The 21,247-nt window shown below is 57.6% G+C and carries 25 protein-coding genes and 2 pseudogenes; 12 read left to right on the top strand and 15 right to left on the bottom strand.

What is annotated here, in order from left to right; genetic code table 11:
• Positions 1-29 precede the first annotated feature (29 nt).
• The 5 genes from BK658_RS01395 to BK658_RS01415 form a co-directional block, all read right to left on the bottom strand.
• Positions 30-1,388 carry an MATE family efflux transporter gene (locus BK658_RS01395; RefSeq protein ID WP_123580488.1) on the bottom strand — a complete coding sequence of 453 codons (1,359 nt, stop codon included), beginning with the start codon at positions 1,386-1,388 and terminating at the stop codon, positions 30-32.
• Between the two features lie 265 nt (positions 1,389-1,653).
• Positions 1,654-2,070, bottom strand: a complete 417-nt coding sequence (locus tag BK658_RS01400) for a nuclear transport factor 2 family protein (protein ID WP_123580489.1) — start codon at positions 2,068-2,070, stop codon at positions 1,654-1,656.
• A 47-nt stretch (positions 2,071-2,117) separates the two neighbouring features.
• Entirely contained in the window at positions 2,118-2,546 is a 429-nt protein-coding gene (locus tag BK658_RS01405) for a nuclear transport factor 2 family protein (protein WP_259740033.1), read from the bottom strand.
• Positions 2,547-2,599: 53 nt separating this feature from the next.
• Positions 2,600-3,199: an NADPH-dependent F420 reductase gene (locus BK658_RS01410; RefSeq protein WP_123580491.1), complete on the bottom strand. Its 600-nt coding sequence runs from the start codon at positions 3,197-3,199 to the stop codon at positions 2,600-2,602.
• Between the two features lie 71 nt (positions 3,200-3,270).
• A complete protein-coding gene (locus BK658_RS01415; protein WP_123580494.1) occupies positions 3,271-4,005 on the bottom strand; it encodes an SDR family NAD(P)-dependent oxidoreductase in 735 nt (244 codons plus the stop codon).
• Positions 4,006-4,117: 112 nt separating this feature from the next.
• Here BK658_RS01415 and BK658_RS01420 point away from each other — a divergent pair, with 112 nt between their 5' ends.
• The gene (locus BK658_RS01420; RefSeq protein ID WP_123580496.1) at positions 4,118-4,480 is read left to right on the top strand and encodes a winged helix-turn-helix transcriptional regulator; all 363 of its coding nucleotides are present in this window, start codon (positions 4,118-4,120) and stop codon (positions 4,478-4,480) included.
• Positions 4,481-4,818: 338 nt separating this feature from the next.
• On the opposite strand, the gene BK658_RS01425 is transcribed toward BK658_RS01420, so the two are convergent.
• Positions 4,819-6,012: an MFS transporter gene (locus tag BK658_RS01425; protein ID WP_123580498.1), complete on the bottom strand. Its 1,194-nt coding sequence runs from the start codon at positions 6,010-6,012 to the stop codon at positions 4,819-4,821.
• A 184-nt stretch (positions 6,013-6,196) separates the two neighbouring features.
• Positions 6,197-7,225: an alpha/beta hydrolase gene (locus tag BK658_RS01430; protein WP_123580499.1), complete on the bottom strand. Its 1,029-nt coding sequence runs from the start codon at positions 7,223-7,225 to the stop codon at positions 6,197-6,199.
• Between the two features lie 191 nt (positions 7,226-7,416).
• Between BK658_RS01430 and BK658_RS01435 the strand changes: the two genes are divergently transcribed.
• A complete protein-coding gene (locus BK658_RS01435) occupies positions 7,417-8,316 on the top strand; it encodes a LysR family transcriptional regulator (protein ID WP_123580501.1) in 900 nt (299 codons plus the stop codon).
• Between the two features lie 151 nt (positions 8,317-8,467).
• On the opposite strand, the gene BK658_RS01440 is transcribed toward BK658_RS01435, so the two are convergent.
• Both BK658_RS01440 and BK658_RS01445 read right to left on the bottom strand, forming a co-directional pair.
• Positions 8,468-9,211: an SDR family NAD(P)-dependent oxidoreductase gene (locus tag BK658_RS01440; protein WP_123580504.1), complete on the bottom strand. Its 744-nt coding sequence runs from the start codon at positions 9,209-9,211 to the stop codon at positions 8,468-8,470.
• An 11-nt stretch (positions 9,212-9,222) separates the two neighbouring features.
• Positions 9,223-9,630 (bottom strand): DoxX family protein, encoded by a 408-nt coding sequence (locus BK658_RS01445; RefSeq protein ID WP_123580506.1) that lies wholly within the window; start codon positions 9,628-9,630, stop codon positions 9,223-9,225.
• Positions 9,631-9,725: 95 nt separating this feature from the next.
• Between BK658_RS01445 and BK658_RS01450 the strand changes: the two genes are divergently transcribed.
• The gene (locus BK658_RS01450; protein ID WP_123580508.1) at positions 9,726-10,103 is read left to right on the top strand and encodes a winged helix-turn-helix transcriptional regulator; all 378 of its coding nucleotides are present in this window, start codon (positions 9,726-9,728) and stop codon (positions 10,101-10,103) included.
• Between the two features lie 118 nt (positions 10,104-10,221).
• On the opposite strand, the gene BK658_RS01455 is transcribed toward BK658_RS01450, so the two are convergent.
• Positions 10,222-10,512: a hypothetical protein gene (locus tag BK658_RS01455; RefSeq protein WP_259740035.1), complete on the bottom strand. Its 291-nt coding sequence runs from the start codon at positions 10,510-10,512 to the stop codon at positions 10,222-10,224.
• 84 nt (positions 10,513-10,596) lie between these two features.
• Between BK658_RS01455 and BK658_RS30635 the strand changes: the two are divergent.
• Positions 10,597-10,755, top strand: a pseudogene (locus BK658_RS30635) (IS5/IS1182 family transposase); the annotation flags it as partial.
• Positions 10,756-11,020: 265 nt separating this feature from the next.
• Positions 11,021-11,293 carry a hypothetical protein gene (locus tag BK658_RS01465; RefSeq protein WP_054597094.1) on the top strand — a complete coding sequence of 91 codons (273 nt, stop codon included), beginning with the start codon at positions 11,021-11,023 and terminating at the stop codon, positions 11,291-11,293.
• A 147-nt stretch (positions 11,294-11,440) separates the two neighbouring features.
• Here the strand turns inward: BK658_RS01465 and BK658_RS01470 are convergent, their stop codons facing one another.
• The 3 genes from BK658_RS01470 to BK658_RS01480 all read right to left on the bottom strand — a co-directional run bounded on the left by BK658_RS01470 (position 11,441) and on the right by BK658_RS01480 (position 14,595).
• Positions 11,441-11,731 (bottom strand): hypothetical protein, encoded by a 291-nt coding sequence (locus tag BK658_RS01470; protein WP_123580515.1) that lies wholly within the window; start codon positions 11,729-11,731, stop codon positions 11,441-11,443.
• Positions 11,732-12,043: 312 nt separating this feature from the next.
• Positions 12,044-13,222 (bottom strand): cystathionine gamma-synthase, encoded by a 1,179-nt coding sequence (locus BK658_RS01475; protein WP_123580517.1) that lies wholly within the window; start codon positions 13,220-13,222, stop codon positions 12,044-12,046.
• Entirely contained in the window at positions 13,219-14,595 is a 1,377-nt protein-coding gene (locus BK658_RS01480; RefSeq protein WP_123580518.1) for a pyridoxal-phosphate dependent enzyme, read from the bottom strand. The genes BK658_RS01475 and BK658_RS01480 overlap by 4 nt, the downstream gene beginning before the upstream one ends.
• A 443-nt stretch (positions 14,596-15,038) precedes the next feature.
• Between BK658_RS01480 and BK658_RS01485 the strand changes: the two genes are divergently transcribed.
• The 4 genes from BK658_RS01485 to BK658_RS01500 all read left to right on the top strand — a co-directional run bounded on the left by BK658_RS01485 (position 15,039) and on the right by BK658_RS01500 (position 17,778).
• Positions 15,039-15,485, top strand: a complete 447-nt coding sequence (locus BK658_RS01485) for an Ohr family peroxiredoxin (RefSeq protein WP_123580520.1) — start codon at positions 15,039-15,041, stop codon at positions 15,483-15,485.
• A 203-nt stretch (positions 15,486-15,688) separates the two neighbouring features.
• The gene (locus BK658_RS01490) at positions 15,689-16,135 is read left to right on the top strand and encodes an OsmC family protein (RefSeq protein WP_123580522.1); all 447 of its coding nucleotides are present in this window, start codon (positions 15,689-15,691) and stop codon (positions 16,133-16,135) included.
• Between the two features lie 385 nt (positions 16,136-16,520).
• A complete protein-coding gene (locus BK658_RS01495; protein WP_123580524.1) occupies positions 16,521-16,979 on the top strand; it encodes a MarR family winged helix-turn-helix transcriptional regulator in 459 nt (152 codons plus the stop codon).
• Between the two features lie 94 nt (positions 16,980-17,073).
• Positions 17,074-17,778, top strand: coding sequence for an SDR family oxidoreductase (locus tag BK658_RS01500; protein WP_123580526.1), 705 nt, complete (start codon positions 17,074-17,076; stop codon positions 17,776-17,778).
• Between the two features lie 79 nt (positions 17,779-17,857).
• Here the strand turns inward: BK658_RS01500 and BK658_RS01505 are convergent, their stop codons facing one another.
• On the bottom strand, positions 17,858-18,193 hold the full coding sequence (locus tag BK658_RS01505) for a hypothetical protein (protein ID WP_071550425.1): 336 nt from the start codon (positions 18,191-18,193) through the stop codon (positions 17,858-17,860).
• 148 nt (positions 18,194-18,341) lie between these two features.
• Here BK658_RS01505 and BK658_RS01510 point away from each other — a divergent pair.
• Both BK658_RS01510 and BK658_RS01515 read left to right on the top strand, forming a co-directional pair.
• Positions 18,342-18,427 (top strand): annotated as a pseudogene (locus tag BK658_RS01510) (LysE family translocator); the annotation flags it as partial.
• A 405-nt stretch (positions 18,428-18,832) separates the two neighbouring features.
• Positions 18,833-19,279, top strand: a complete 447-nt coding sequence (locus BK658_RS01515; protein ID WP_123580528.1) for a DUF3592 domain-containing protein — start codon at positions 18,833-18,835, stop codon at positions 19,277-19,279.
• A gap of 121 nt (positions 19,280-19,400) precedes the next feature.
• Here the strand turns inward: BK658_RS01515 and BK658_RS01520 are convergent, their stop codons facing one another.
• Positions 19,401-19,901, bottom strand: a complete 501-nt coding sequence (locus BK658_RS01520; RefSeq protein ID WP_123580530.1) for a P-loop nucleotide/nucleoside kinase family protein — start codon at positions 19,899-19,901, stop codon at positions 19,401-19,403.
• A gap of 258 nt (positions 19,902-20,159) precedes the next feature.
• Between BK658_RS01520 and BK658_RS01530 the strand changes: the two genes are divergently transcribed.
• Complete coding sequence (locus BK658_RS01530) at positions 20,160-21,200, top strand: DMT family transporter (RefSeq protein ID WP_123580533.1); 1,041 nt, start codon at positions 20,160-20,162, stop codon at positions 21,198-21,200.
• Positions 21,201-21,247 lie beyond the last annotated feature (47 nt).

The raw sequence follows: 21,247 nt of genomic DNA on the forward strand, positions 1-21,247 counted from the left end.
GGGGCGTGGCAGCCAAAATCGCCCCCCTCTTACACCAGCCGCTCGATCTTCTGATGCTGCCAGACCATTTTGTAATACGCCGTCTGCAATGCCAGCATGCTCAGGTAAGCCAGCGGAAACGCCATCCACACCCCTTGCAATCCGAACTGCGCATCCAATAAATACGCCATCGGCAACTGCACCCCGACCACGCACACGATCGCAATCGCCACCGGCACCATCACCGTGCCGCTGGCACGCATGATGCCGCCGATGACCGCCTGGAAACCGAACACCAGCAGACTCCAGAGCATGATGTGCAGCAGGTGTTCGGCCATGGCCTGGGTGGAGGGATCGGTGAGGAACAACCCCAGCAACCAGTGCGACAGCAAATAACCCAGCACCACCAGGCCACCGGTCAACCCCACGTTGATCAACAGCCCGGTGCGCAGGATCGGCCCGATGCGCTCGATGCGCCCTGCCCCGATGGCCTGGGCACCGAGGATCGACGCCGTGATCGCAATCGACAGCGCCGGGAATTGCACGTAATTGACGATCTGCGTCACCGCCCCGTACGCTGCCGTCGCCTGGGAACCGTGCTGGTTGACCAGCGCCAGAATCACCAGCTCCGACAGCGACAGCACCACCATCTGCAACCCCGTGGGCAGGCCAATGCGCAGCACCTTACCGAGGATCTCCAGATCCAGCCGCATCGCCGCAAAAAACGCCCGATCCGGCGCCAACGGATGGCCCTTGCGAATCAACCGCCAGGCCAGCCAACCCATCGCCGACAAGTTACCCGCCAACCCGGCAAACGCCGCACTCTGAATGCCCATTGGCGGCAAGCCGAACCACCCGCGAATCAACGCCGGCGTCAGCGCCAGCCCGATACACGTCGACACCAGCAACGCCACCAGTGGCGACAGCGTATCGCTGACCCCACGCAACAACTGGGTAAACAGCACATAGACCAACAGCGACGGCAGGGTCCACATCATCACCTGCGCATACGCCACCGCATCGTCCAGCACATCCGCCGGCGTCCCCAACCCCTGCAACGCCGGCCGCGCAAACACACTCCCCACCACCGCCGCCGTCAACCCGATCATCGCCCCCAACAGCAACGTCGTCCCGGCAATCGCCTTGACCATCTGCGGCTCCCGCGCCCCCCACGCCTGACCAATCAGCACCCCCGCCCCCGCACCAAGGCCGATGACCAGCGCGATGAAGAAAAACACGATCGGGAACATCCCGGACACAGCCGCCAGAGCTTGAGTGCCGAGCATTTGGCCGATGTAGATGCTGTTGATCGTACCTGACATGGACTGGAGGAAGTTCGACAGGACCATGGGGGCGAGGAACAGGAGGTAGGTTTGCCAGAGAGGGCGTTGGGTTGTGGGGGTTTGCATGGAGGTTCCGTCTCGGATGGGGATGCCGTGACGGGATTCTACGGGAGGGCGGAATGAGTAATGAACACAAATAATCGGGATCGATCATGTACTCAGAATCGGTGGATGACCGAGTCGATGACTCGCCATTCACGGGAGCCTGCATACGTTGCCTCATGCCCATGCTCAACCCTTCGCCGGCACACCGTGCATCGAGCAACAGTAGGGGGTCGTTAGCTGTTCGCTGACTTTGTAAATAGTTTCGTGTGTTATCGATCTCGATGGGTCAGGGCCTGGAGCCCGCGTCCATCTCGGAGGCCCGCGCCAGTGCTTGCGTGTCGACGTACTCCCGGATGTTCGTCAGCTTGCCATTGCGAACAGTGATGGCGAAGACAAAATTGTCCTCAAACGTCCTGTTCGTGGCTTTGACTTTACCCGTAGCAAAGCCGACTACCAGAACCCGGTCTCCCTGCGCTACGAACTCGGGGGGCTCCTGGGATGATATTTCCATCTCTGCGGTAGCCTTCTGAAGCACGTCTGCCAATCCCGCGTGCCCGTGGTACGTGCCGGCCAGCGGCCAGCCCTCTCCCGGAATGATCCACTCGATATCTTCGGCAGACAACGCCAGCAGACCGTGCCTATCGCCAGCGCCCATTGCTGCAAAAAAGTCTTTCACAATCTGGATATTCTCTTGAATGCTCATAAAGACCTCTCCACTGCTCTTACATCAGATCGCGTAGTGTCGGTCATTCAGCCGGGGACGAGGCCAAGTTGTTGTTGCATTGCGGAAGCCTCGTTATAGCAGTGGAAAGATATGATCTTCCCTCCCTCGAGGTGGAAAACATCGCAGGACGGAACATCTATCGTCTTGCCCGTGGGAGCTAGAGTCCCCGAAGCAAGAGCCAGATCACCTTTGTGCGTTCCCCGAATCGCGAGTTCGACAACGACGACGTCTCCCGCGACGTGGATTTTAAATATCTCACGGTGGACATCGGGGAATGCACTGACCAGACCCGCGATAGACTCACCAATGGCCTTCCCGCGAAACTTCATGCCGGATGCCATATCCCACATGTATCCTTCCTCAGAGAACATGGAGACAAACTTCTCGATATCCGTTCCTTGGCCTTCCGCGGCGGCGCAGAGTTCTCTGATTATTCTTTCATTATTAAGCATCATCGATCCTCTTCTTCATTGAGGGAGATCGCATCAAAAATGACGATCACGATTCATCAGTCGAACTTGACCAAGTCCTTAAAGATCAGTTGACCCCAGCTATTTCCGCGCGCCTGCACTAGCAGCCCACCTTCCGAAAGGCCACCCAGTTTGATCGGCGAGAAACCGAGATTTTCCGCAAGCGCACCAACCTCCGCCGCGGCATCGTCATCGTCGCTCGCCAGGAACACGACTCTCCTGCCACCCTGCACGGCCGGATCTTGAGCAAGGACGGCAGCGCCCAAATGATTGAAGCCCTTAACCAGTCTTGCACCAGTGAAGGCCTGCGCGACGACCTTGGAAGAAGGCTGTCCTCCCAGTTCCTCGGGAGACACGCCGTAGGCATTGGTCACATCGATGATGGTCTTTCCCTTCCAGGTCTGCAACGCCTTCGCGACATCCGGGTGCGACTCGAAACGGACCGCCAAAAAGACGATGTCCGCCTTGACGGCTTCCGCCAGTGTTTTGGGAATGATCTCGGGTCCGATCGCTGCTGCGGCGGATGCAAAGCTTTCCGGGTCGCGCGTGGTTGCAACGGATACTTCGATGCCGTTACGGGCAAACGCCTTGACCAAGGCCTGACCGATATTGCCGAAGCCGATAATTGCATAGCTCATATACTTTCCTCAGGTTTACCACGCCCAGCGGCTCCAACTATCGAATGGAGTGACCAGCCGGGCGTGGCGAGTCAGATTTGCGCCAAGCCGCCGTCGACGGCGACCTCACTTGCGGTCATGAAGCTGCTGTCCTGCGATGCGAGAAACGCGGCCGCCGCTCCGATCTCCGCCGGATCGGCCATGCGCTGGAGAGGATTCATCGAGGCGAAGACCTTCATGCCTTCCTCGCCTAGCGCTTCCTTCGCAAGTTCGGTCGCAGTCGGCCCGGGCGACAGCACGTTTACCCGGATGCCGGTACCCTTCAGGTCCTCCGCCCAGGTCCGCGCGAGGTTGCGCACTGCCGCCTTGCTTGCGCTGTAGACGCTGAATGCCGGGGCGCCCGTGGTGCCGGCGCTCGATCCGGTCAGGATTATCGAACCGCCCTGCCCCATCAGAGGTAGCGCCTTCTGGACCGTGAAGATCAAACCCTTCACGTTGGTGTCGAAGATTTCGTCAATGTGCTCGGCGGTGATTTTGCCGAGCGCAAGCTGGCTTCCCCCCCCGGCATTGGCGAAGACGATGTCGAGGGTTCCGCGCTCGGCCTTCACCGCCGCGTAGAGTCGGTCGAGGTCGGCCAGATCGGAGACCGAGCCCTTCACCGCGCGGGCATTGGGCCCGAGTTCGGCCACAGCGGCGTCGAGCGCTTCCTGCCGGCGACCGAAGATGAAGACGAAGGCGCCCTCCTCGATGAAGCGTTTTGCGGCGGCGCGGCCGATGCCGGTAGCGCCACCGGTGATCACGGCGGTCTTTCCATTCAGTCTGGTCATGTCATGCATCCTTCGTTGGCGTTGTACGCAAGCAGGGAACTGCTTACTTGAGGACGAGGATGCGGCCCTGATAACCTAAGGACAAGTATGCACCTTTTGGTAAGTATCAAAAATGACGACGATTTCTGAAATCTGCGGTACCGGTTGCGGGCTCAACGCCACGCTGCGCATCATCTCGGGCAAGTGGAAACCGCTGGTCTTGTTTTTCCTGCGCGATGGCCCGAAGCGCTACGGCGAGCTCAAACGTTTGATCCCGGGCGTTAGCGATAAGGTGCTGATCCAGCAATTGAAGGATCTGGAAGCCGACCACGTGCTGGCGCGGACCGACTATAAAGAAGTGCCCCCGCGCGTGGACTACACGCTGACCCTGCTCGGCCGCAGCCTGGCTGAGGCGATCGTCCCGCTGTGCAACTGGGGAACCGAGAACGCGGCGGAAATGGCAAGCATCTTCGCCAAGCGCGACACTTTGCCCTAGCAGGATGTTGAAGAACCGCTGAGTCGGACGGCCTCCGCATTTGAGGGAGGGCGGCAGGTCGAATTCTTCCGATCAGACTGTCACGACGCGGTTTTGGCGCTCTGGCCCATTTTTGTTTTCAGGCGATCGCCGGAGGTCCGTTTCTGGCCAATCTGTTGCGTCGACCGGTTGAATCCACAGCCAATAGAGGACATTGAACATGTGGGAATCAGCTGAGGGCATCAGTGCACAATGAGATATCTATGCGGTTTATTGCTCGCCATTACGCAGCATCTGTTGTGCAAAATTTGAGTTTCTTCCCAAATTCACACACTTCCTCCCACGCAACAGCGGCATTGTCATCGTAATGAGGGCAGATCCGATCGCGATACGAACATTGCAAGCGCGGCAGCCAGTAAAAGAAATACTCCACTTGCGATGAATGTTGCCTGGTATCCAACTCCGTCATAGAGCAACCCGCCCACCGTCGCGCCGAGTGTGATCGCCAACTGAATCACCGCCACCATCAGACCACCTCCGGTTTCGGCATCTTGTGGAAGCGTGCGCGATAACCATGTGAACCAACCTACAGGTGCACACGTAGCAATCAAGCCCCATACACCCAGCAGAACGGCTGTCGCCCACATCGAGCTACCAAATACGAGTAGAGCCGCAGCAATCCCCGACATCAAAAATGGAATGATCATCAGCACTCGATGAAGACTTCTATTCAACACCGAGCCGATCATCATAGTGCCCACCAATCCGGCCATTCCTATAATTAGCAATAGCAGGGAGAGTCCAGACACATCGACGCGGGTCACCAACTCCAGGAACGGACGCAGATAGGTCAATAACGCGAATTGCCCCATAAACAAAAATGCCACTGCTGCCATGCCCAGCGAGACTTTGGCGTTACCTAATAGCCGAAACACATCCGTTACAGAGCCTGGCTCATTTTGGCCAGGCATTTTCGGCAACGTGAATGCTTGCCAACAGAGCGCCAACGCGGCGAGCGGAACCACGCAGAAGAAAGCACCTCGCCAGCCGATCAGCCCACCCATGTAACTGCCAATGGGGGCTGCGACTGCAGTGGCGAGTGCGGTGCCTCCCTGAATCAAAGCGATGGCCTTAGGCACGAAACTCTCAGGTGCAATCCGCATCATGACCGCCGTCGACATTGACCAACTGCCACCAATAGCGACTCCCAAAATGGCTCGGCCCACCATCAGTGTCGAGTAGTTCGGGGCAAAGGCGACGAGCGTGCCTGAGGCAATCATCAAGACTGTCAGGAAAAGCAAAACGGGCCTTCGGTCGAGTTGGCGGATAATTGAAGATATGAAGAGACTGGTGACGACCGCGAAGAGGCCAGAAATGGAAATCGCTTGTCCGGCCTGCCCCTCAGTCAGCGCGAGATCGGTCGCAATCGGTGTGAGCAAGCTCACCGGCAGAAACTCCGAAGTCACCAGGGCGAAGGCGCATAACGACATCGCGAGGACTGCTCCCCATACCTGTTGATTCGCTGCCTGGATGGGTAAGGTGGTGCTGCTCATCTGATTTCCTCCAACACGAAAAGCTTCAACGCCGGCGAAGAGCGCGTGGCGTCGGAATCGTTTTTTTGGGTACGTAGAGTGATGAATGATCCGGGACGCAGAACTGTTGAGCCGGATAAAATCGAAAGGCCCCACTCAATGGCAGGGCTAGCGACTCAGTTGTCTGGTCGCCTAACGATAAATGTCACTTAAGGTTGGTTTGGAAGAACGACGTCAACTTGGCAAATGGAATAAGGTCGACCCGATCATAGAGATCCACGTGGCCCGCACCTGGAACGATCACAAGCTCTTTGGGTTGACCCGCCAGTCTATAGGCGTCTTCACTGAACTCACGCGAGTGAGCATTTTCACCGGCAATGAACAGCATCGGGCGTGGCGAGATCGTCTCGATATCGTTGAACGGATAGAAGTTCATGAACTTGGCGTTGCTAGTCAGCGTCGGGTGGGTGGTCAGTAACGGTGACTGGCCTTTGGGGGTGAATTCACCGCGTGGCGTGCGGTAGAAATCATAGAACTCGTGCTCAATAGCGTTGGATTTGTCCGTCAGCTCATGGACAGTTCCGCTGGTGTACTTGGTTTTGCCACCGGTGAACTCGACATAACGCTGCTCGGCGGCAGCGGCGATAGCTTGCTTCCTTTGCTCGACAGTGACGGAATGCTTCAAACCATTTCGGTTGGCTGCGCCCATGTCGTACATGCTGACCGTGGCAATGGCCTTCATTCGAGGGTCAATCTTGGCAGCGCTGATGACGAAGCTGCCGCTCCCACAGATGCCCAGGACACCGATCCGGTTCCGATCAACGAATGTTTGTGTGCCGAGGTAATCCACGGCGGCACTGAAGTCTTCGGCATAGATTTCTGGCGCAACCGCATTGCGCGGTTGACCATCACTTTCGCCCCAGAACGACAGATCGATGGCAAGGGTCACGAAGCCCTGCTCTGCGAGTTTCTGGGCATACAGGTTCGAACTCTGTTCTTTGACCGCCCCCATGGGATGGCCAACGATGATCGCTGCACTTTTGCTACCGGGCTTCAGACCTTCAGGGACAAACAGATTGCCTACAGTGTTCATCTGGTACTGATTTTTGAAGGTCACCTTTTGCATCGTGACCTTCTCACTTTTGTAAAAATTATCGGCTCCGTTAGACATGTCTGCTCCCAGTGCGGAGAGCGACGCCATCAGAAGGCCGAGCAACAAAACGAGTTTTCTCATGAGGGGCTCCCATCAGTGAATAGGTGCTGATCGACCTGTTTCCTGGGTCTGAATCAGCGAGTGGTATTAGCAATACCTGTGACGACAGGTGAGGCTTGCCCTATTCTCTGGGAATACGTCATGCTTGATAATCTAATGAAAGCTTGTTGAAGCTATAAGCACAGCTAATCAATATAGATAGGCGGGCTTCGATGTCACGACATAACCTGAACGACCTTCTGGCCTTTGTGAAGGTCGCCAGAGAAGGCAGCTTTACACGAGCGGCCGCCCACTTGGGTGTTACGCAGTCCGCCCTGAGCCAGACTATTTCCGGACTTGAAAAACGGCTGAAAATTCGCCTGCTTACGCGCACCACTCGTAGCGTTTCGCCGACCAGCGCAGGTGAACGCCTGATGCAAGCCATCGGTCATCGTTTCGACGAAATCGAGTTAGAGCTGGATGCTTTGACTGAGCTTCGTGACAAGCCTGCAGGTACGGTGCGCATTACCTGCGGTGATTTTGTCCTCAAGACAATTCTTCTTCCGCGACTCAGTCCTCTGCTTCTCGCATACCCTGACATCAAGGTTGAGTTTGATATCAACTATGGCTTCCGAGACATCGTTGCTGACCGTTTTGATGCTGGCATCAGATTTGGTGACACCGTTGATAAAGATATGATCGCCGCTCCAATCGGACCTAAGGTACGGATGGCCGCTGTGGCATCGCCTTCGTATTTCGCACGCAACAGCATGCCCAAGAAACCGCAGGATCTGGTGAATCACAAATGCATCGACATACGCTATCCAACCCTTGGCGGAGTTGACGCTTGGGAATTCGAAAAGTGTGGTCGAAAGATCAACGTGCGGGTCGTGGGCCAGGTCATTGTGAACACCAGCGCCCATGTCCCAGCGGCGGCAGTTAACGGCTTGGGTATCGCCTATTTACCGGAGGAAGAGTTTGCCCCGCACATTGAGGATGGCCGCTTGGTACGGGTACTGGAAGATTGGTGTCCTCTGTTCTCGGGTTATCACCTGTACTACCCAAGCCGTCGTTTGCCGACACCGGCCTTTTCGCTGGTTCTGAATGCTCTTCGAGATGAGGCTTTTTCTTAATGCGGCGCATGCGTTGGAGGGTTACTTTGGATCGAACATCGTCACTTGCGCACAACCCCATCTAGATGTCGCTTGAACAATAACCACTGGACACGCCAAGGCATGTCTAGTGATTTCCGTGGAGTCGACGTTTGGTGCTTGGACACGACAGTTAACGGGCACTGTCGATGATTTGGCCTCCGTCAGGTGTGAGGCTGTATCCCGTCAAGAACTGCGCATCCTTGCTGGCGAGGAACACCACCACCGGTGCAATATCTTCTTCCGGTGATCCATAACGGCCAAGTACGTTAGTGGGTGCAGGCACATCGACCGCAGCCCCCCAAGTGTCAGCGACCGGCATGACATTGTTGACCGTGATCTTGTCAGCACCCCACTCCCTGGCGGCCGAGCGAGTCAATGCCCGTACCGCCTCCTTTGCCATGTTGTAAGGCGCGTAGCCCTGCATGCCAATAACACCGGCCAGGGATGCGAAGTTGATAACCCTGCCCTCACCGGTAGCTTTGAGATGGGGATAGCACGCTTGCATCGTTCGCAGATAAGCAATCGGGCCCATTTCAAAATTACGCTGCAACTGCTCGGCGGATAGCTCGACCACCGATGAAAAAACCACAGAGGGATCGAAAGCATTGTTCACCAGAATGTCGATCCGTCCATAGGCAGCCATCACCTTGTCGACAGCGGCAGTAATTTGATCAGGATCAGCGATATCGCAAACGATTCCGAGAGCGACGCCACCTGCGGACTGTATATCAGCAACTACCTGATCGACATTTTCAGCCGTACGCGAAACGACCGCGACTTTCGCGCCCTGCACCGCTAAAAGCTTGGCGGTGGCTCGGCCGATACCACGACCGGCGCCGGTGACAATAGCAACCTTTCCACTGAGTCGAGTCATATTGCCCCCCGTTATTTAAGAGTCGTATGGATGATCGCCGCCGGTGCGTAAGGCGACGGAGATTCGCGGACGGCGTTTTGTGTCATGTAGGAAGCGGCCAGGAAAATGAGCCCTAGGACTGCCGGGATAGAACCTTTGGGCTTGTGAACACCTAGGTGTGCCAAGGCGGAGAGCAGCAGGTGATAAAATATGCCGGCATAGGCAAGATCACTTAGCTCCACATTGAAACGCGATAAAATCGCAGCAGGACCCAGTATCTTGACCACGATCATGAGAGGCACAAGATGGGATGCTGAATACCCCAGTTCCGCTTGCGCATTTCGAACATAGTCTCCTTTCGCGATGTACATCAGGGCAGAGGTGAAATAGAGCAGCGAAAGCAGTGCCGTGCTAATCCAGTAAATATAGTTTTCGATCATAAGTTTTTCCTAAGCAGGTATTATTAAGTCGGCTCAGGGCAAAGATGTCGTCTAATATGAAAATCCACAAGTAGGATGAAAAACTGATACTTAGTATGGAAAACCAGACCCATGATGATCAAATCAGCATGCATGAAGAAATGCGGCGTGCATTTTCGCTACTTTCAGGCAAGTGGAAGTTGGAGATCATGTGGCTGCTAAACCAGCGAATCTATCGTTTTGGGGAATTGCGCAAGGCGATTAGCGGCATCACACAACACATGCTGACTGCTCAACTTCGCGAGCTTGAGAGCGATGGTCTGATCACGCGAACCGTCTTCCCAGAAGTCCCCCCGGGTGTTGAGTATGAAATGACGGCAAAAGCACGTGCACTTGGACCGACAATGGAAGCGCTTTCGATATGGTGGAGTGAGTACGGGAAAAGCGTGCCGGTTAAGCCAGCATCACGTGGACGTAAAGCAAAAAGCACCTAAGCAGGCGATGGACTGATTTGAATCGTTTTTTGCGCAGCGGGTCGAGAACGGAATAAGGCGAACGTCCGCTATTGGCCCAGAGTGTGTAAAAACGCCTGCCACTCTCTCGCCGCCGATTTCATACGGGGCGGAATGCCAAGCTATCAAGATCGATATCAGCGTAGCTCCCCAAATCGCCCTTGTAGAGAGAGATCCTGGACACTCCTAGCTCGGATTGTAAGAACTCAACAAGCTTTTTAAGGCCAGCGTTTGCAGACATCGTAGTCGGATGTACCACCGTTGCCAGGTTGGGTTCGTCATCGTAAATTCTGATCAGAAACACAGCCTCTTCGTTCTGTATGTTGTAGTTATAACCACGGTACTCATATCCTAAATCGTGGTCGACATCATCAAAGCGAGTAGATTTCACTATCTTCAAAGTAGCATCCGTTAAATTTCACTAGCAGTAAGTCAGTTGCCACCCCGAATTCGGGTTCCGTAGGAGGATCGCCTCGTGAAGCGCTTTATTCAAGCTGAACATCGAGGCCAAGGCACCTTACTTCCCGATAGCCTCGACGACTACGTCAGCGATACCAATCTGTTGCGTCGACCGGTTGAATCCACAGCTGTTTTCAGCCCGTCAGGGCTGGCTACTTTGGGCTCAGGCGGTGTGAAAACGCAGGCAGTGCTTTGAAGTCTGCGTCGCTACGTAAAATTTGCCAGTAATGGGTTGATCAGCCGGACTGGAAATTTGCGTAGGAAGGCGATTTCGTTCTGGTCCAGGGCCACATCAATACAGATCCTACAGCAGCCTCAGAATCCCTCACCTTTCCCCCTGATTGGATGAAGCTTATAGTCCCCCCGTCGCCCATATGGCGACCAGGTTTGGCGACCTGCTGATCGGATCAGCCCTTTAAATCTGATTCGGAGCTCCACCCATGGATAGATACATGCCCCTCACCGGAATCGACCTGATCCCGGCCTCCCTGCTCATCGACACCCAAGCCCCACTCGACGTGCTGCAAGCCACCGCCGACTACCGCATCCGCACCGTCACCCAAGTTCTCGAAAATATCGCTTTTCGTGCCGACATCGAGAGCGACACGGTGGTGCTGGCCGACTTCGCCAAGCTGCTGGCCATTCCGTTGCGCGATGGGTGCGATTTGATGGATGTGATCGGCAGACGCTTGCGGGCGCAGGCGTCGAAGTGAATGTAAACGGCGGTGCTGAAGGCGTAATGCCAGCCCGTTAAGCGTTTAAAAGATCGCAGCCTGCGGCAGATCCTACAGATTGGCGGAGCTGCCGCAGGCTGCGATCCTGGCGATGCAAACATATCGTGAGATTATCGGAAGGCAGCGCTATTTGATCTGCACAATAACCGGACCTTCCGTGACGATCGGCGGGCTCGCGTGGATATGCGAGGCATTTTTCTGAATCCAGTCGCGTGCGACTTTCAAGCTCGCATCGCTGCCGGCCTTGTCCGTACAAACAGTCACCGCCGTACCGCCATCACCGGTATTCAGCAGTGTGTAGCTGACGAGACCAGGCACTGTTCGCAAGGTAGCTTCGACATCGGCCTTGCGCTGTTCCAATAGCTCGAAAAGCTGCTCTGCTCCAGCACCCAGGTAGGTTCTTATCACCGCATACATAGTCGCCTCCTTTGGGAGTCCCGTCTTGATGCCCATCCAGATCCGTTGATGGCCGCTATCGCTCAGGTTTCAGTTCACTCCCGACTTATTAAGTTTAGCCAAACGCCGGTGGCGAACGAGATACAACGACTACCGGCCGTTTTCTGCCCGGTGGATGGTCGAGTCTATGAGTCGCCAACCACGGGGATATGCAATCCGACACACAAGGTTCTCAAGAACGATCCTATTGAAGTGCTTCTTGTCGATTACCCATGCCCCATGGCTAGAGGGTCGTTAGCTCCCCTTCGTCACAGGCAGCTAACGACCCATTGCTCAGATCTGCGCCAGCGCCTGGGCCAGGTCGGCGCGCAGGTCTTCGACATCTTCGATCCCCACGGACAAACGTATCAGCGCATCGCCGATGCCAAGCTGTGCGCGGGTTTCGGCGGGGATGCTGGCGTGCGTCATGATCGCCGGGTGCTCGATAAGGCTTTCGACCCCGCCCAAACTCTCGGCTAGGGCGAAGATCTGCACACTCTCGAGGAAACGCTTGGCACCCGCTAGGTCGCTGTCCAGGTCGAGGGAAATCATCCCGCCGAAACCGTGCATCTGCCGTTGCGCGAGTTCGTGCTGCGGGTGCGACGGCAGGCCCGGATAATAGACACGCGCCACCTGCGGCTGATGCGAAAGCCAGCGTGCCAGTTCCAGCGCGTTGCTGCAGTGGCGTTCCATGCGCAGCGCCAGGGTCTTCACCCCGCGCAGGGTGAGAAAAGCGTCAAACGGCCCGGCGATAGCCCCCACCGCATTCTGCAAAAAGCCCAGGCGCTCACGCAGTTCAGCATTCTGCCCGACCACCGCGATGCCACCGATCACGTCGGAGTGGCCGTTCAGGTACTTGGTCGTCGAGTGCAGCACGATATCGAAGCCCAGCTCCAGTGGCCGCTGTATCCGTGGACTGGCGAAGGTGTTGTCGGCCACACAGATGATGCCCCGCTCGCGGCAGATGCGCGCGACCGCGGCAAGGTCGGTGAGGCGCAGCAAGGGATTGCTCGGCGTCTCGACCCAGACCATCCGCGTGTCAGCCTGCAGCGCCGCTTCGAAGGCCGTCAGGTCGGTCAGATCGACAAAGCTGAAGCGATGCCCGGCGCTGCGCCGACGCACCTTGTCGAACAGCCGGAAAGTGCCGCCATACAGGTCGTTGCCGGAGACGATATGCGCGCCCGTGTCGAGCAGTTCGAGCACGGTGGAGATCGCCGCCAGCCCGGAGGCGAAGGCAAATGCCTGGGTGCCGCCCTCGAGGTCTGCCACACAACGCTCCAGCGCAAAGCGCGTCGGATTGTGCGAGCGCCCATAGTCGAAACCCTTGTGTACGCCGGGGCTCTGCTGCAAGTAGGTGGAGTTCGCGTAAATCGGCGGCATCAACGCCCCGGTGGTCGGGTCCGGCGTCTGGCCGGCATGGATCACACGGGTGGCGAAGGCCCGTGGCGTGGCGTTTTCATCGTGCTGACTCATGTAAGGGATCTCCGCAAGTGATTGAGCATGTCGACTCGAGTAATCAAGCCGTGGAAGCCCGAAGCGTCGGCGATGATCGCCACCAGCCCACGGTCGAGTTCCGCCTGCAGTTCAGCCAGGCTGGCGCCGGGAGGCAGGGTTTCGACTTTGTCGGTCATCGCGCTGGCCACGGTCATACGAAAGTGCGAAGCGTCTTTGTGCACGCCCAGCAGAATATCCGACTCGTCGATCACCCCGACCAGCCGCTTTCCGCCCACCAGCACCGGCAGTTGCGACACATCCGCCAGGCGCATGCGCTGGAAGGCAGTCAGCAATGTGTCGTCCGGACCGACGCTGATCACCCGGCCATCCTCGAAGCGCCGCGCAATCAGGTCGCGCAGGTCGCCGTAGCGCTTGCGCGCAAGCAGGCCCTGATCGGTCATCCACTGGTCGTTGTAGATCTTCGACAGATAACGGGTGCCGGTGTCGCAGACGAAGCTGACCACCCGCTTCGGCTCGGTTTGCTCGCGGCAGTAGCGCAATGCGGCCGCCAGTAATGTACCGGTCGAAGAACCGCCAAGAATGCCTTCGGCGCGCAGCAATTGGCGGGCATGATCGAAACTTTCCTCGTCGCTGATCGAGTAGGCCTGGCGCACGCTGGACAGGTCGGCAATCGACGGAATGAAGTCTTCGCCGATGCCTTCCACCGCCCACGAACCGGGTGTGCCGAGGGTGCCGCTGCGGCTGTATTCGGCCATCACCGAGCCGACCGGGTCGGCCAGCACCATTTCCAGGTCAGGCTGCACACGGCGAAAGAAACGGGTCAGCCCGGTCAGCGTGCCGGCCGAACCGACGCCGACGACAATGGCATCCAGATCATGCTCGGTCTGCGCCCAGATCTCCGGGGCGGTGCTGCACTCGTGGGCCAGCGGGTTGGCCGGGTTGTTGAACTGATCGGCGAAGAAGGCGTTGGGAATATCCTGTGCCAGCCGCGCGGCAACATCCTGGTAATACTCGGGATGGCCTTTGCCGACGTCGGAGCGGGTGATGTGTACCTCGGCGCCCATCGCCTTGAGGTGCAAGACCTTCTCCGTGGACATCTTGTCCGGCACCACCAGCACCACCCGGTATCCCTTGGCGCGACCGACCAGCGCCAGGCCGAGGCCGGTGTTGCCGGCGGTGGCCTCGACGATGGTGCCGCCAGGTTGCAGGCGGCCATCGCGCTCGGCGGCGTCAATCATCGCCAGGCCGATGCGGTCCTTGATCGACCCGCCGGGGTTCTGCGATTCAAGCTTGAGGAACAACGTGCACGGGCCGGTATCGAAGCGGCTGACGCGCACCAGCGGCGTATTGCCGATCAGCCCGAGCACGGCCGGGCGAGAGTTGTTCGGCATGTTTTCACCTCCTTGCGAACTTTCACATTGGATGGACTGCAACCGGCGGTGAGTCAACGTGCGCCCGTCGCAGAAAATATCTCGCTTGGACCATAGGCCGGGATGGTGCTGCTCGCAACTTTGCGCAGCCAATCGGTAGTGTCGCTGTCGGAACGACAAGGCCTATGCGCCGATAGCCTGATGAGTTGGTGACAACCTCTCATCCTCACAGCTGAAGTCGCTGAGCTAGAAGCTGAGCTTCCCGTGTGAAGCGAGTCACCGGATCTATGGTCGCGTTAGGCCTCAGCGCTTGGTTGCATCTTCGTTCTCTCTATCGAAAGCACGCATACGATTAATTCATTTGCGATTGACATTCACCCGCTCCCCGCCCATCATTCAGCTTATGCGATTACATCGCATACGAGACAACACCATTTACCCCCTTACTCACCAAGGAATCCATCATGACCAAGATCGAGCAAGTCCTCCATTCAGGCAACAGCTACGCCACGATCAATCGCGACCCCAATGTCCAGCGTGGTGAGCTCGGCGTCCTCGACCTCAAGCTGTCAGCGCACGACGGTGAAAGCCACGAGTTCATCGCCACCGAGTTGCACCCTAGAGCCGAGCAGTTGTTCTCGGGCGCGTGGTCGGCCTGTTACATCAGTGCGTTCCAGATTGCGGCCTCGCTGAAGAAGGTCAGACTACCGTCCGACTACTCCGTGGACATCCAGGTAAGCATCGGGTCGGTCGGTACCGGGCATTGCCTCGGCGCCCAGTTCACCATCCGCGTGCCGGGCCTGGCAAAGGACGTCGTCGAGGCGCTCGCGCACCAGGCCCATCAGCTCTGCCCGTACTCGAAGGCCGTGCACGGCAACATCGAGGTTGGGCTGAGCGTCGTCACGGTGTGATCGGACGAGGCATGTGGGTCTCACTGAGTTTCTTTTGAGGAGTTTGGTCAACGCGAGAGAGTCACCCACGCCAATTTAATCTCGCATGGAATTAACGCTTATCCGCTTACACAGCGGGCATTTTTGCCCATATTACATCGCATGCGATTCTATCGTATGCATTACAAATGAACTTAATACCCTTATTCACGAAGGAATCCATCATGGAAAAAATCGAAAAAGTACTCGCCTCGGGCAACTCCCATGCCACGGTAAATCGCGACCCCAATCTCCAGCGCGGCCAGTTTGGTGTCTTCGACCTCAAGCTGTCGGCGCCCGGCGTGGAAAGCCTCGAGCTCATCGCTACCGAGCCCCACCCGACAGCCGAGCAGTTGTTTGCGGGCGCGTGGTCGGCCTGTTACACCACTGTGTTCGGGATCGCGGCCTCGCTGAAGAAGGTCAAGCTGCCGTCCGACTACTCCGTGGACATTCAGGTAAACGTTGGGCAAACCGGCACTGCGTGGTTCCTCGGCGCCGAGTTCACCATCCGCGTGCCGGGTCTGGCAAAGGAAGTCATTGAGGAAATCGCGCACCTGACCCATACGATCTGCCCGTACTCGAAGTCTGTGCGCGGCAACATCGAGGTCGGCACGAACATCATCACAGTATGAACTGTCCCAAACGGGGAGCCTGTCGCCGTGACGCCGCACGATAGGCTCTTGGCACGCCACTAGACCGTGCATCCATCCGTCGCTGGGCCGTCCCGCATCGTCGATTTTCATGCGCGTCGGCCACAGCATCGGATGGGGCGTGGTTTATTTACTCAGGAGGATGAAAGCAATGTTCAGTCACATAGCGGTCGGCACTAACGACCTGGAACAAGCAAAGCGCTTCTTCGATTTGAAATAGCTGGGCCCGGTGAAACTGACAGCCGGTTGTACTCTAATGCGGTAGCGGTCCGATGTTCGTTATATTGCGATACAATCGCATGCGACATATCATGCTTTGCATGTCTTGTGAAACATCAGGCTCTACCTAAAGAGGATACAGATACAGATGAAAACCACGAACCAAGCGCCTGCTGCGGCCGTGCCGCTGTCAGACTATCTGTGCTTTGCGATCTACTCCGCGAACCTGGCGTTCGGCAAGGCATACAAGCCGATGCTCGAGGAGCTTGGGCTCACTTACACGCAATACATCACGATCGTTGCGCTTTGGGAGGAAGACAACCAGACCATCAGCGGTCTGGGCGAGAAGCTGTTTCTCGAATCCAACACACTCACGCCGATGCTGAAGAAGCTTGAGGTGATGGGTTATCTGAAGAGGCAGCGCGATCCCGAAGACGAGCGTCAGGTGCGGGTCAGTCTCACGAAAAACGGTCGGCAACTGCGCGAAAAAGCCCTGACCATGAGTCTCACTGAGGCGACTGGCCTCGCGCCAGACGAGTTCGCTAAAGTGCAAAAATCGATCGTGGCGCTACGGAACAATCTTATCAAGTCAGTCCAAAACGGCTAATGAGCGTTTTACGCGATTGCAGCCTTGTTTCCACCGGATCTTACGCGCGCGGCGAACCAGCGCGCATGCGATTCATCATTCGAAAGGAACGGTTATGAACATCGAAGGTGCTGTTGTTTTCGTGACGGGCGCGAACCGTGGGCTTGGCCTTGAGTTCGCAAAACAGGCGCTCGAAAGAGGAGCGCGGAAGGTTTATGCGGGCGCGCGCGACCCGGCCAGCGTGACGCTGCCGGGCGTCGTGCCCGTGAAGCTGGACGTGACCGATCCGGCGGCGGTGGCTGCGGCAGCCGACGCGGCGCGTGACGTCACGCTGCTGATCAACAACGCGGGCATCGCGCGGCTCGGCAGCCTGATGGACGACGGCGCACTCGACACCTTGCGCGATCACTTGGAAACCAACGTGCTCGGGATGCTGGCGATGTCGCGGGCGTTTGCGGCGATCCTCGCCGGCAACGGCGGCGGCGCGATCCTGAACGTACTGTCCGTCGCGAGTTGGGTGAACCGGCCGATCCTGTCGAGCTACGGTGTGTCGAAGTCGGCCGCGTGGGCGCTGACCAACGGTCTGCGCCATTCGCTGCGCGACCAGCACACGCAGGTCGTCGGGCTGCATGCCGGCTTTATCGATACGGATCTGACGCGCGGGCTGGAAGTGCCAAAGGCGACGCCAGCCGACGTCGTACGCCAAGCGTACGACGCGATCGAGGCTGGTGCAGAGGAAGTGTCCACCGACGAGTTCACACGGCAGGTAAAGGCCGAACTGTCGGCGGGCGTCTATCTGAATGAGGTGACGCCGCACTGAACGAGCACAGACGAAAAAGCCCGGCTAAACCGGGCTTTTTCATGTCAGAGCATACTTGCCCGCAGGCTCGGTACCGCGCTTACTGAACGTTTTTCAGCTTGATCACATCGCCGGAAATCTTGGTGGTGTAACCGGTCAGGACCCAAGCCCAGAACCAGTTTTCCTGCACCTGGGTGTTGATCATTGCATCGCCGCCCTTGGCCTTGATCGCCGCGTCCTGAGCACGAACAAAACGGCTGTTCTGCTGAATCGGGATGCAGCCAAACAGCAGGAGGCCTGTGGCGCTCGCTTCACTGTGACCCAAAACGGTGTATTGGGTGCTGTCATAGTGCTGGGTCTTCATCGAGGTGCCGGTGCAACCCGCCAGAACCAGGCCGAACAGTACAACGGCAACAACTTTGCTGAGGTGCTTCACTGAATAACTCCATGAGAAAAGCCCGGGATCCATCTCTCGAGCGGCGCACACTTTAACGGATGTGATATCAAAATGGTATCAGCCACAAAATCCGTTAAACCGCCCGACACCCGTGATAAAAATACCGGTCCTGCTTTTGGAGGCTGCCATGGATCTCGCCACGCTTAAGTTGTTTCTTCCCGCCTGTTTCGCCCTGAACATGGCCCCGGCCCGAATAATCTGCTCTCGGTCAGCATCATGGCGTTGGCTAGACAGGAGTTTCTTGTGGCGGCAGGCAACCCTAACGATGGGCAATCTCAATTCCGCTGACTGGTTGAATCCACAGCCAGAAGCGGCCCATTGGAATCGCCTATTGGAAACGACGAATATCTCTTTCAACGCAACATGATCAACACGTCCAGAAATGCGCGTACAGCCGGGTTGGTGCGGCGATACACACGAGATTCAAGAGAAAGAAATACAGCGCTGCGAAAGCCAAAATCGCAGTAGACAGCCCTGGATCATGCCGAAGTCAGTAAACGCAATGGCACCGATATGAACGCTGGACAGCGCCAGGCGCAGCTCTTCCCCATCCGATTGACAGATTCCCGTCGGTTCATTGTAATTGCCGGCGTTTACGGACGATGCAAGGGACCTGCCATGACCAAGACGCCATCTTCTGACCGGGGCGATCTGCCCCGCGCGCTGATTTTCATCCCGCTGGGCCTGTGTCTGCTCTACCTCACCCTATGGCTGGTCGAAGACCGGCTGGGCTTTCTGGCCCTGGCGCAACGCGCCGAAGGGCATGTCAGCGCCCTGAACGCGGGCGGCAGCCACCCACAAATTGACTTCACCGACGCCACGGGCAAGGCGTTCAGCTACCCCGAGAGCGGGTTTATATTCGGCTACGCGGTGGGCGACTCAGTGACGGTGCTCTACCGCGCCGATGCACCCTCCAGCACCGCGATCATCGAAGACCATGGCGCGCTATGGGGCGCGAGCCTGCTGGCGGGCCTGCTCGCAATCGTATTCACCGCAGGGGGCGGCTACCACGTGGCCGCATGGATTCGCCGGCGCCAGACGATTTCCCTGGGCAGGCTGTTCTGATCATCAGCCCTCGCGGGCGTGAGGCTCGACAGTGCCAGCAAGCCTGCCAGGATTTCCCGGAGCGTCGAGCCGATCAAGAACCGGGTCATCCGTTCGCGCTCGGCCAGCACGGCCATGGCATTTATTCCGTTGACTGCTTCGAATGCACCACGACAACCAGCCCCTCCTCCTCTCCCGGAATGCTGAAGTAGCGTGTGATCAGATCAAACTCGGCGTCTGTTGCTGCGAAATCATGTGCGCCCTCGGCATTGCGTGCGTGCAATCTGGCGCGGCAAGTCTCTTCGTCAACATCCAGATAATGCAGGCAATGCTGCGCGCTCGCATGATCTGCCAAGGTGCGCAACCACTCGCGATCAGAGACGGTGTTGGCAGGAAAATCCAGTACCACGCAAACACCTGCCGCAAGCATGTTGGTAACCAACGGCCCCAACACCCCACGAATGCGATGTGCACACCGCACATAATCGCTCACCGAACGGATCTCTCCGGGGTAAAGCGTCGAAAGCCACTGGTCTTCGCTAAATAGAATGGCCGCGTGGTTGTCGGCAAGTACCTTTGCCAACGTCGATTTACCACTCGCGATCTTGCCGCACATCAAATGCAACGTAGGTGCAGTAGTCATGGGATACGTTCCTTCATATCAGGCAAAGGATAATGCCCAATGCTTGCTGCCGCGACAATCGACCGGTTGAATCCACATCGAATAGCGGACATTCATTGGCCAGGACGCCGCAGTTTTCGGCGCCGGGTCGTGGTTTTTGTGCCTGAAATGAACGCCAACCGGGCATCATGCTCGAGTAGCGCGATATCATTGGCAGCGTTGGTATTTCTGATGGCCCACAAGGCCTGAATCTCTTTGAACGTTAAGGCACTGCCCCCCATGAACCTGAGCATTATCTACGCCTTGAGCGCGGCCGCATTGTTTGGCGCCAGCACCCCGCTGGCCAAACTGCTGGGTGTGGAGGTCTCACCGATTTTACTGGCGGGGCTGCTGTACCTGGGCAGTGGCATCGGCTTGACCCTGGTCAGGTTTATCCGCGACCGCGGCTGGCAGGCAACCGGCCTGACCGCCGGCGAGTGGCCGTGGCTGATCGGTGCCATCGCCTTCGGCGGTGTGCTTGGGCCGGTGGCATTGATGTTCGGCTTGACCCTGACGTCTGGGGCGACGGCCTCGTTGATGCTCAATCTGGAATCGGTACTGACGGCGCTGCTGGCCTGGCTGGTGTTCAAGGAGAACGCTGATCGGCGAATCGTTGCTGGGATGTTGGCCATCGTCGCTGGCGGGGTGTTCCTTGCCTGGCCGCAAGACTCGACGCAGGCGCAAGGCTGGATCGGCCCGTTGGCCGTCGCATTGGCGTGTGCCTGCTGGGCCATCGATAACAACCTGACCCGCAAGATATCGGCGTCCGATGCCCTGTTCATTGCCGGTATCAAGGGGCTGGTCGCGGGGACCGTCAACTGTACGCTGGCGCTATCGTTAGGAGCCAAACTGCCGAACATCGCCACGCTCGCGCCGATACTCCTGGTCGGCTTTCTCGGTTACGGCATCAGCCTGGTACTGTTCGTGCTCGCCCTTCGCGGCCTCGGCACGGCACGTACCGGCGCGTACTTTTCGACCGCGCCGTTTTTGGGTGCGGCGATTGCGATTCTGATCCTCGGCGAACCGGCTTCACTGACGTTCTGGATCGCGGCCCTGCTGATGGGCATTGGCGTATGGATTCACCTCACTGAAAGCCATGCGCACGACCACCAGCACGAGCCGCTCATCCATGGTCACCGGCATGTTCACGATGAACACCATCAGCATGAGCATGACTTTGAATGGGATGGCAGCGAACCCCACAGTCACGTTCACCAACATCAGGCGATCCGGCATAGCCACCCGCACTACCCGGACATTCATCACCGGCACAAGCATTGAAGCCAGTTCAGGCAAGCCGAGAAAATGCTTTGCCCGCAGGGCTTTTC

The organism is Pseudomonas brassicacearum, from assembly GCF_003732175.1.
GTDB classification, from domain to species: domain Bacteria; phylum Pseudomonadota; class Gammaproteobacteria; order Pseudomonadales; family Pseudomonadaceae; genus Aquipseudomonas; species Aquipseudomonas brassicacearum_G.

What these genes read in the sequence shown, in the direction of transcription:
- BK658_RS01425 (WP_123580498.1), bottom strand. Translation starts at nt 6,012, where the DNA reads ATGAGCAGCACCACCTTACCCATCCAGGCAGCGAATCAACAGGTATGG.
- BK658_RS01530 (WP_123580533.1), top strand. Translation starts at nt 20,160, where the DNA reads ATGAACCTGAGCATTATCTACGCCTTGAGCGCGGCCGCATTGTTTGGC.
- BK658_RS01445 (WP_123580506.1), bottom strand. Translation starts at nt 9,630, where the DNA reads ATGATCGAAAACTATATTTACTGGATTAGCACGGCACTGCTTTCGCTG.
- BK658_RS01435 (WP_123580501.1), top strand. Translation starts at nt 7,417, where the DNA reads ATGTCACGACATAACCTGAACGACCTTCTGGCCTTTGTGAAGGTCGCC.
- BK658_RS01410 (WP_123580491.1), bottom strand. Translation starts at nt 3,199, where the DNA reads ATGAGCTATGCAATTATCGGCTTCGGCAATATCGGTCAGGCCTTGGTC.
- BK658_RS01430 (WP_123580499.1), bottom strand. Translation starts at nt 7,225, where the DNA reads ATGAGAAAACTCGTTTTGTTGCTCGGCCTTCTGATGGCGTCGCTCTCC.
- BK658_RS01485 (WP_123580520.1), top strand. Translation starts at nt 15,039, where the DNA reads ATGACCAAGATCGAGCAAGTCCTCCATTCAGGCAACAGCTACGCCACG.
- BK658_RS01395 (WP_123580488.1), bottom strand. Translation starts at nt 1,388, where the DNA reads ATGCAAACCCCCACAACCCAACGCCCTCTCTGGCAAACCTACCTCCTG.
- BK658_RS01515 (WP_123580528.1), top strand. Translation starts at nt 18,833, where the DNA reads ATGACCAAGACGCCATCTTCTGACCGGGGCGATCTGCCCCGCGCGCTG.
- BK658_RS01450 (WP_123580508.1), top strand. Translation starts at nt 9,726, where the DNA reads ATGGAAAACCAGACCCATGATGATCAAATCAGCATGCATGAAGAAATG.
- BK658_RS01420 (WP_123580496.1), top strand. Translation starts at nt 4,118, where the DNA reads ATGACGACGATTTCTGAAATCTGCGGTACCGGTTGCGGGCTCAACGCC.
- BK658_RS01440 (WP_123580504.1), bottom strand. Translation starts at nt 9,211, where the DNA reads ATGACTCGACTCAGTGGAAAGGTTGCTATTGTCACCGGCGCCGGTCGT.
- BK658_RS01400 (WP_123580489.1), bottom strand. Translation starts at nt 2,070, where the DNA reads ATGAGCATTCAAGAGAATATCCAGATTGTGAAAGACTTTTTTGCAGCA.
- BK658_RS01490 (WP_123580522.1), top strand. Translation starts at nt 15,689, where the DNA reads ATGGAAAAAATCGAAAAAGTACTCGCCTCGGGCAACTCCCATGCCACG.
- BK658_RS01475 (WP_123580517.1), bottom strand. Translation starts at nt 13,222, where the DNA reads ATGAGTCAGCACGATGAAAACGCCACGCCACGGGCCTTCGCCACCCGT.
- BK658_RS01465 (WP_054597094.1), top strand. Translation starts at nt 11,021, where the DNA reads ATGGATAGATACATGCCCCTCACCGGAATCGACCTGATCCCGGCCTCC.
- BK658_RS01520 (WP_123580530.1), bottom strand. Translation starts at nt 19,901, where the DNA reads ATGACTACTGCACCTACGTTGCATTTGATGTGCGGCAAGATCGCGAGT.
- BK658_RS01480 (WP_123580518.1), bottom strand. Translation starts at nt 14,595, where the DNA reads ATGCCGAACAACTCTCGCCCGGCCGTGCTCGGGCTGATCGGCAATACG.
- BK658_RS01415 (WP_123580494.1), bottom strand. Translation starts at nt 4,005, where the DNA reads ATGACCAGACTGAATGGAAAGACCGCCGTGATCACCGGTGGCGCTACC.
- BK658_RS01470 (WP_123580515.1), bottom strand. Translation starts at nt 11,731, where the DNA reads ATGTATGCGGTGATAAGAACCTACCTGGGTGCTGGAGCAGAGCAGCTT.
- BK658_RS01500 (WP_123580526.1), top strand. Translation starts at nt 17,074, where the DNA reads ATGAACATCGAAGGTGCTGTTGTTTTCGTGACGGGCGCGAACCGTGGG.
- BK658_RS01495 (WP_123580524.1), top strand. Translation starts at nt 16,521, where the DNA reads ATGAAAACCACGAACCAAGCGCCTGCTGCGGCCGTGCCGCTGTCAGAC.
- BK658_RS01405 (WP_259740033.1), bottom strand. Translation starts at nt 2,546, where the DNA reads ATGATGCTTAATAATGAAAGAATAATCAGAGAACTCTGCGCCGCCGCG.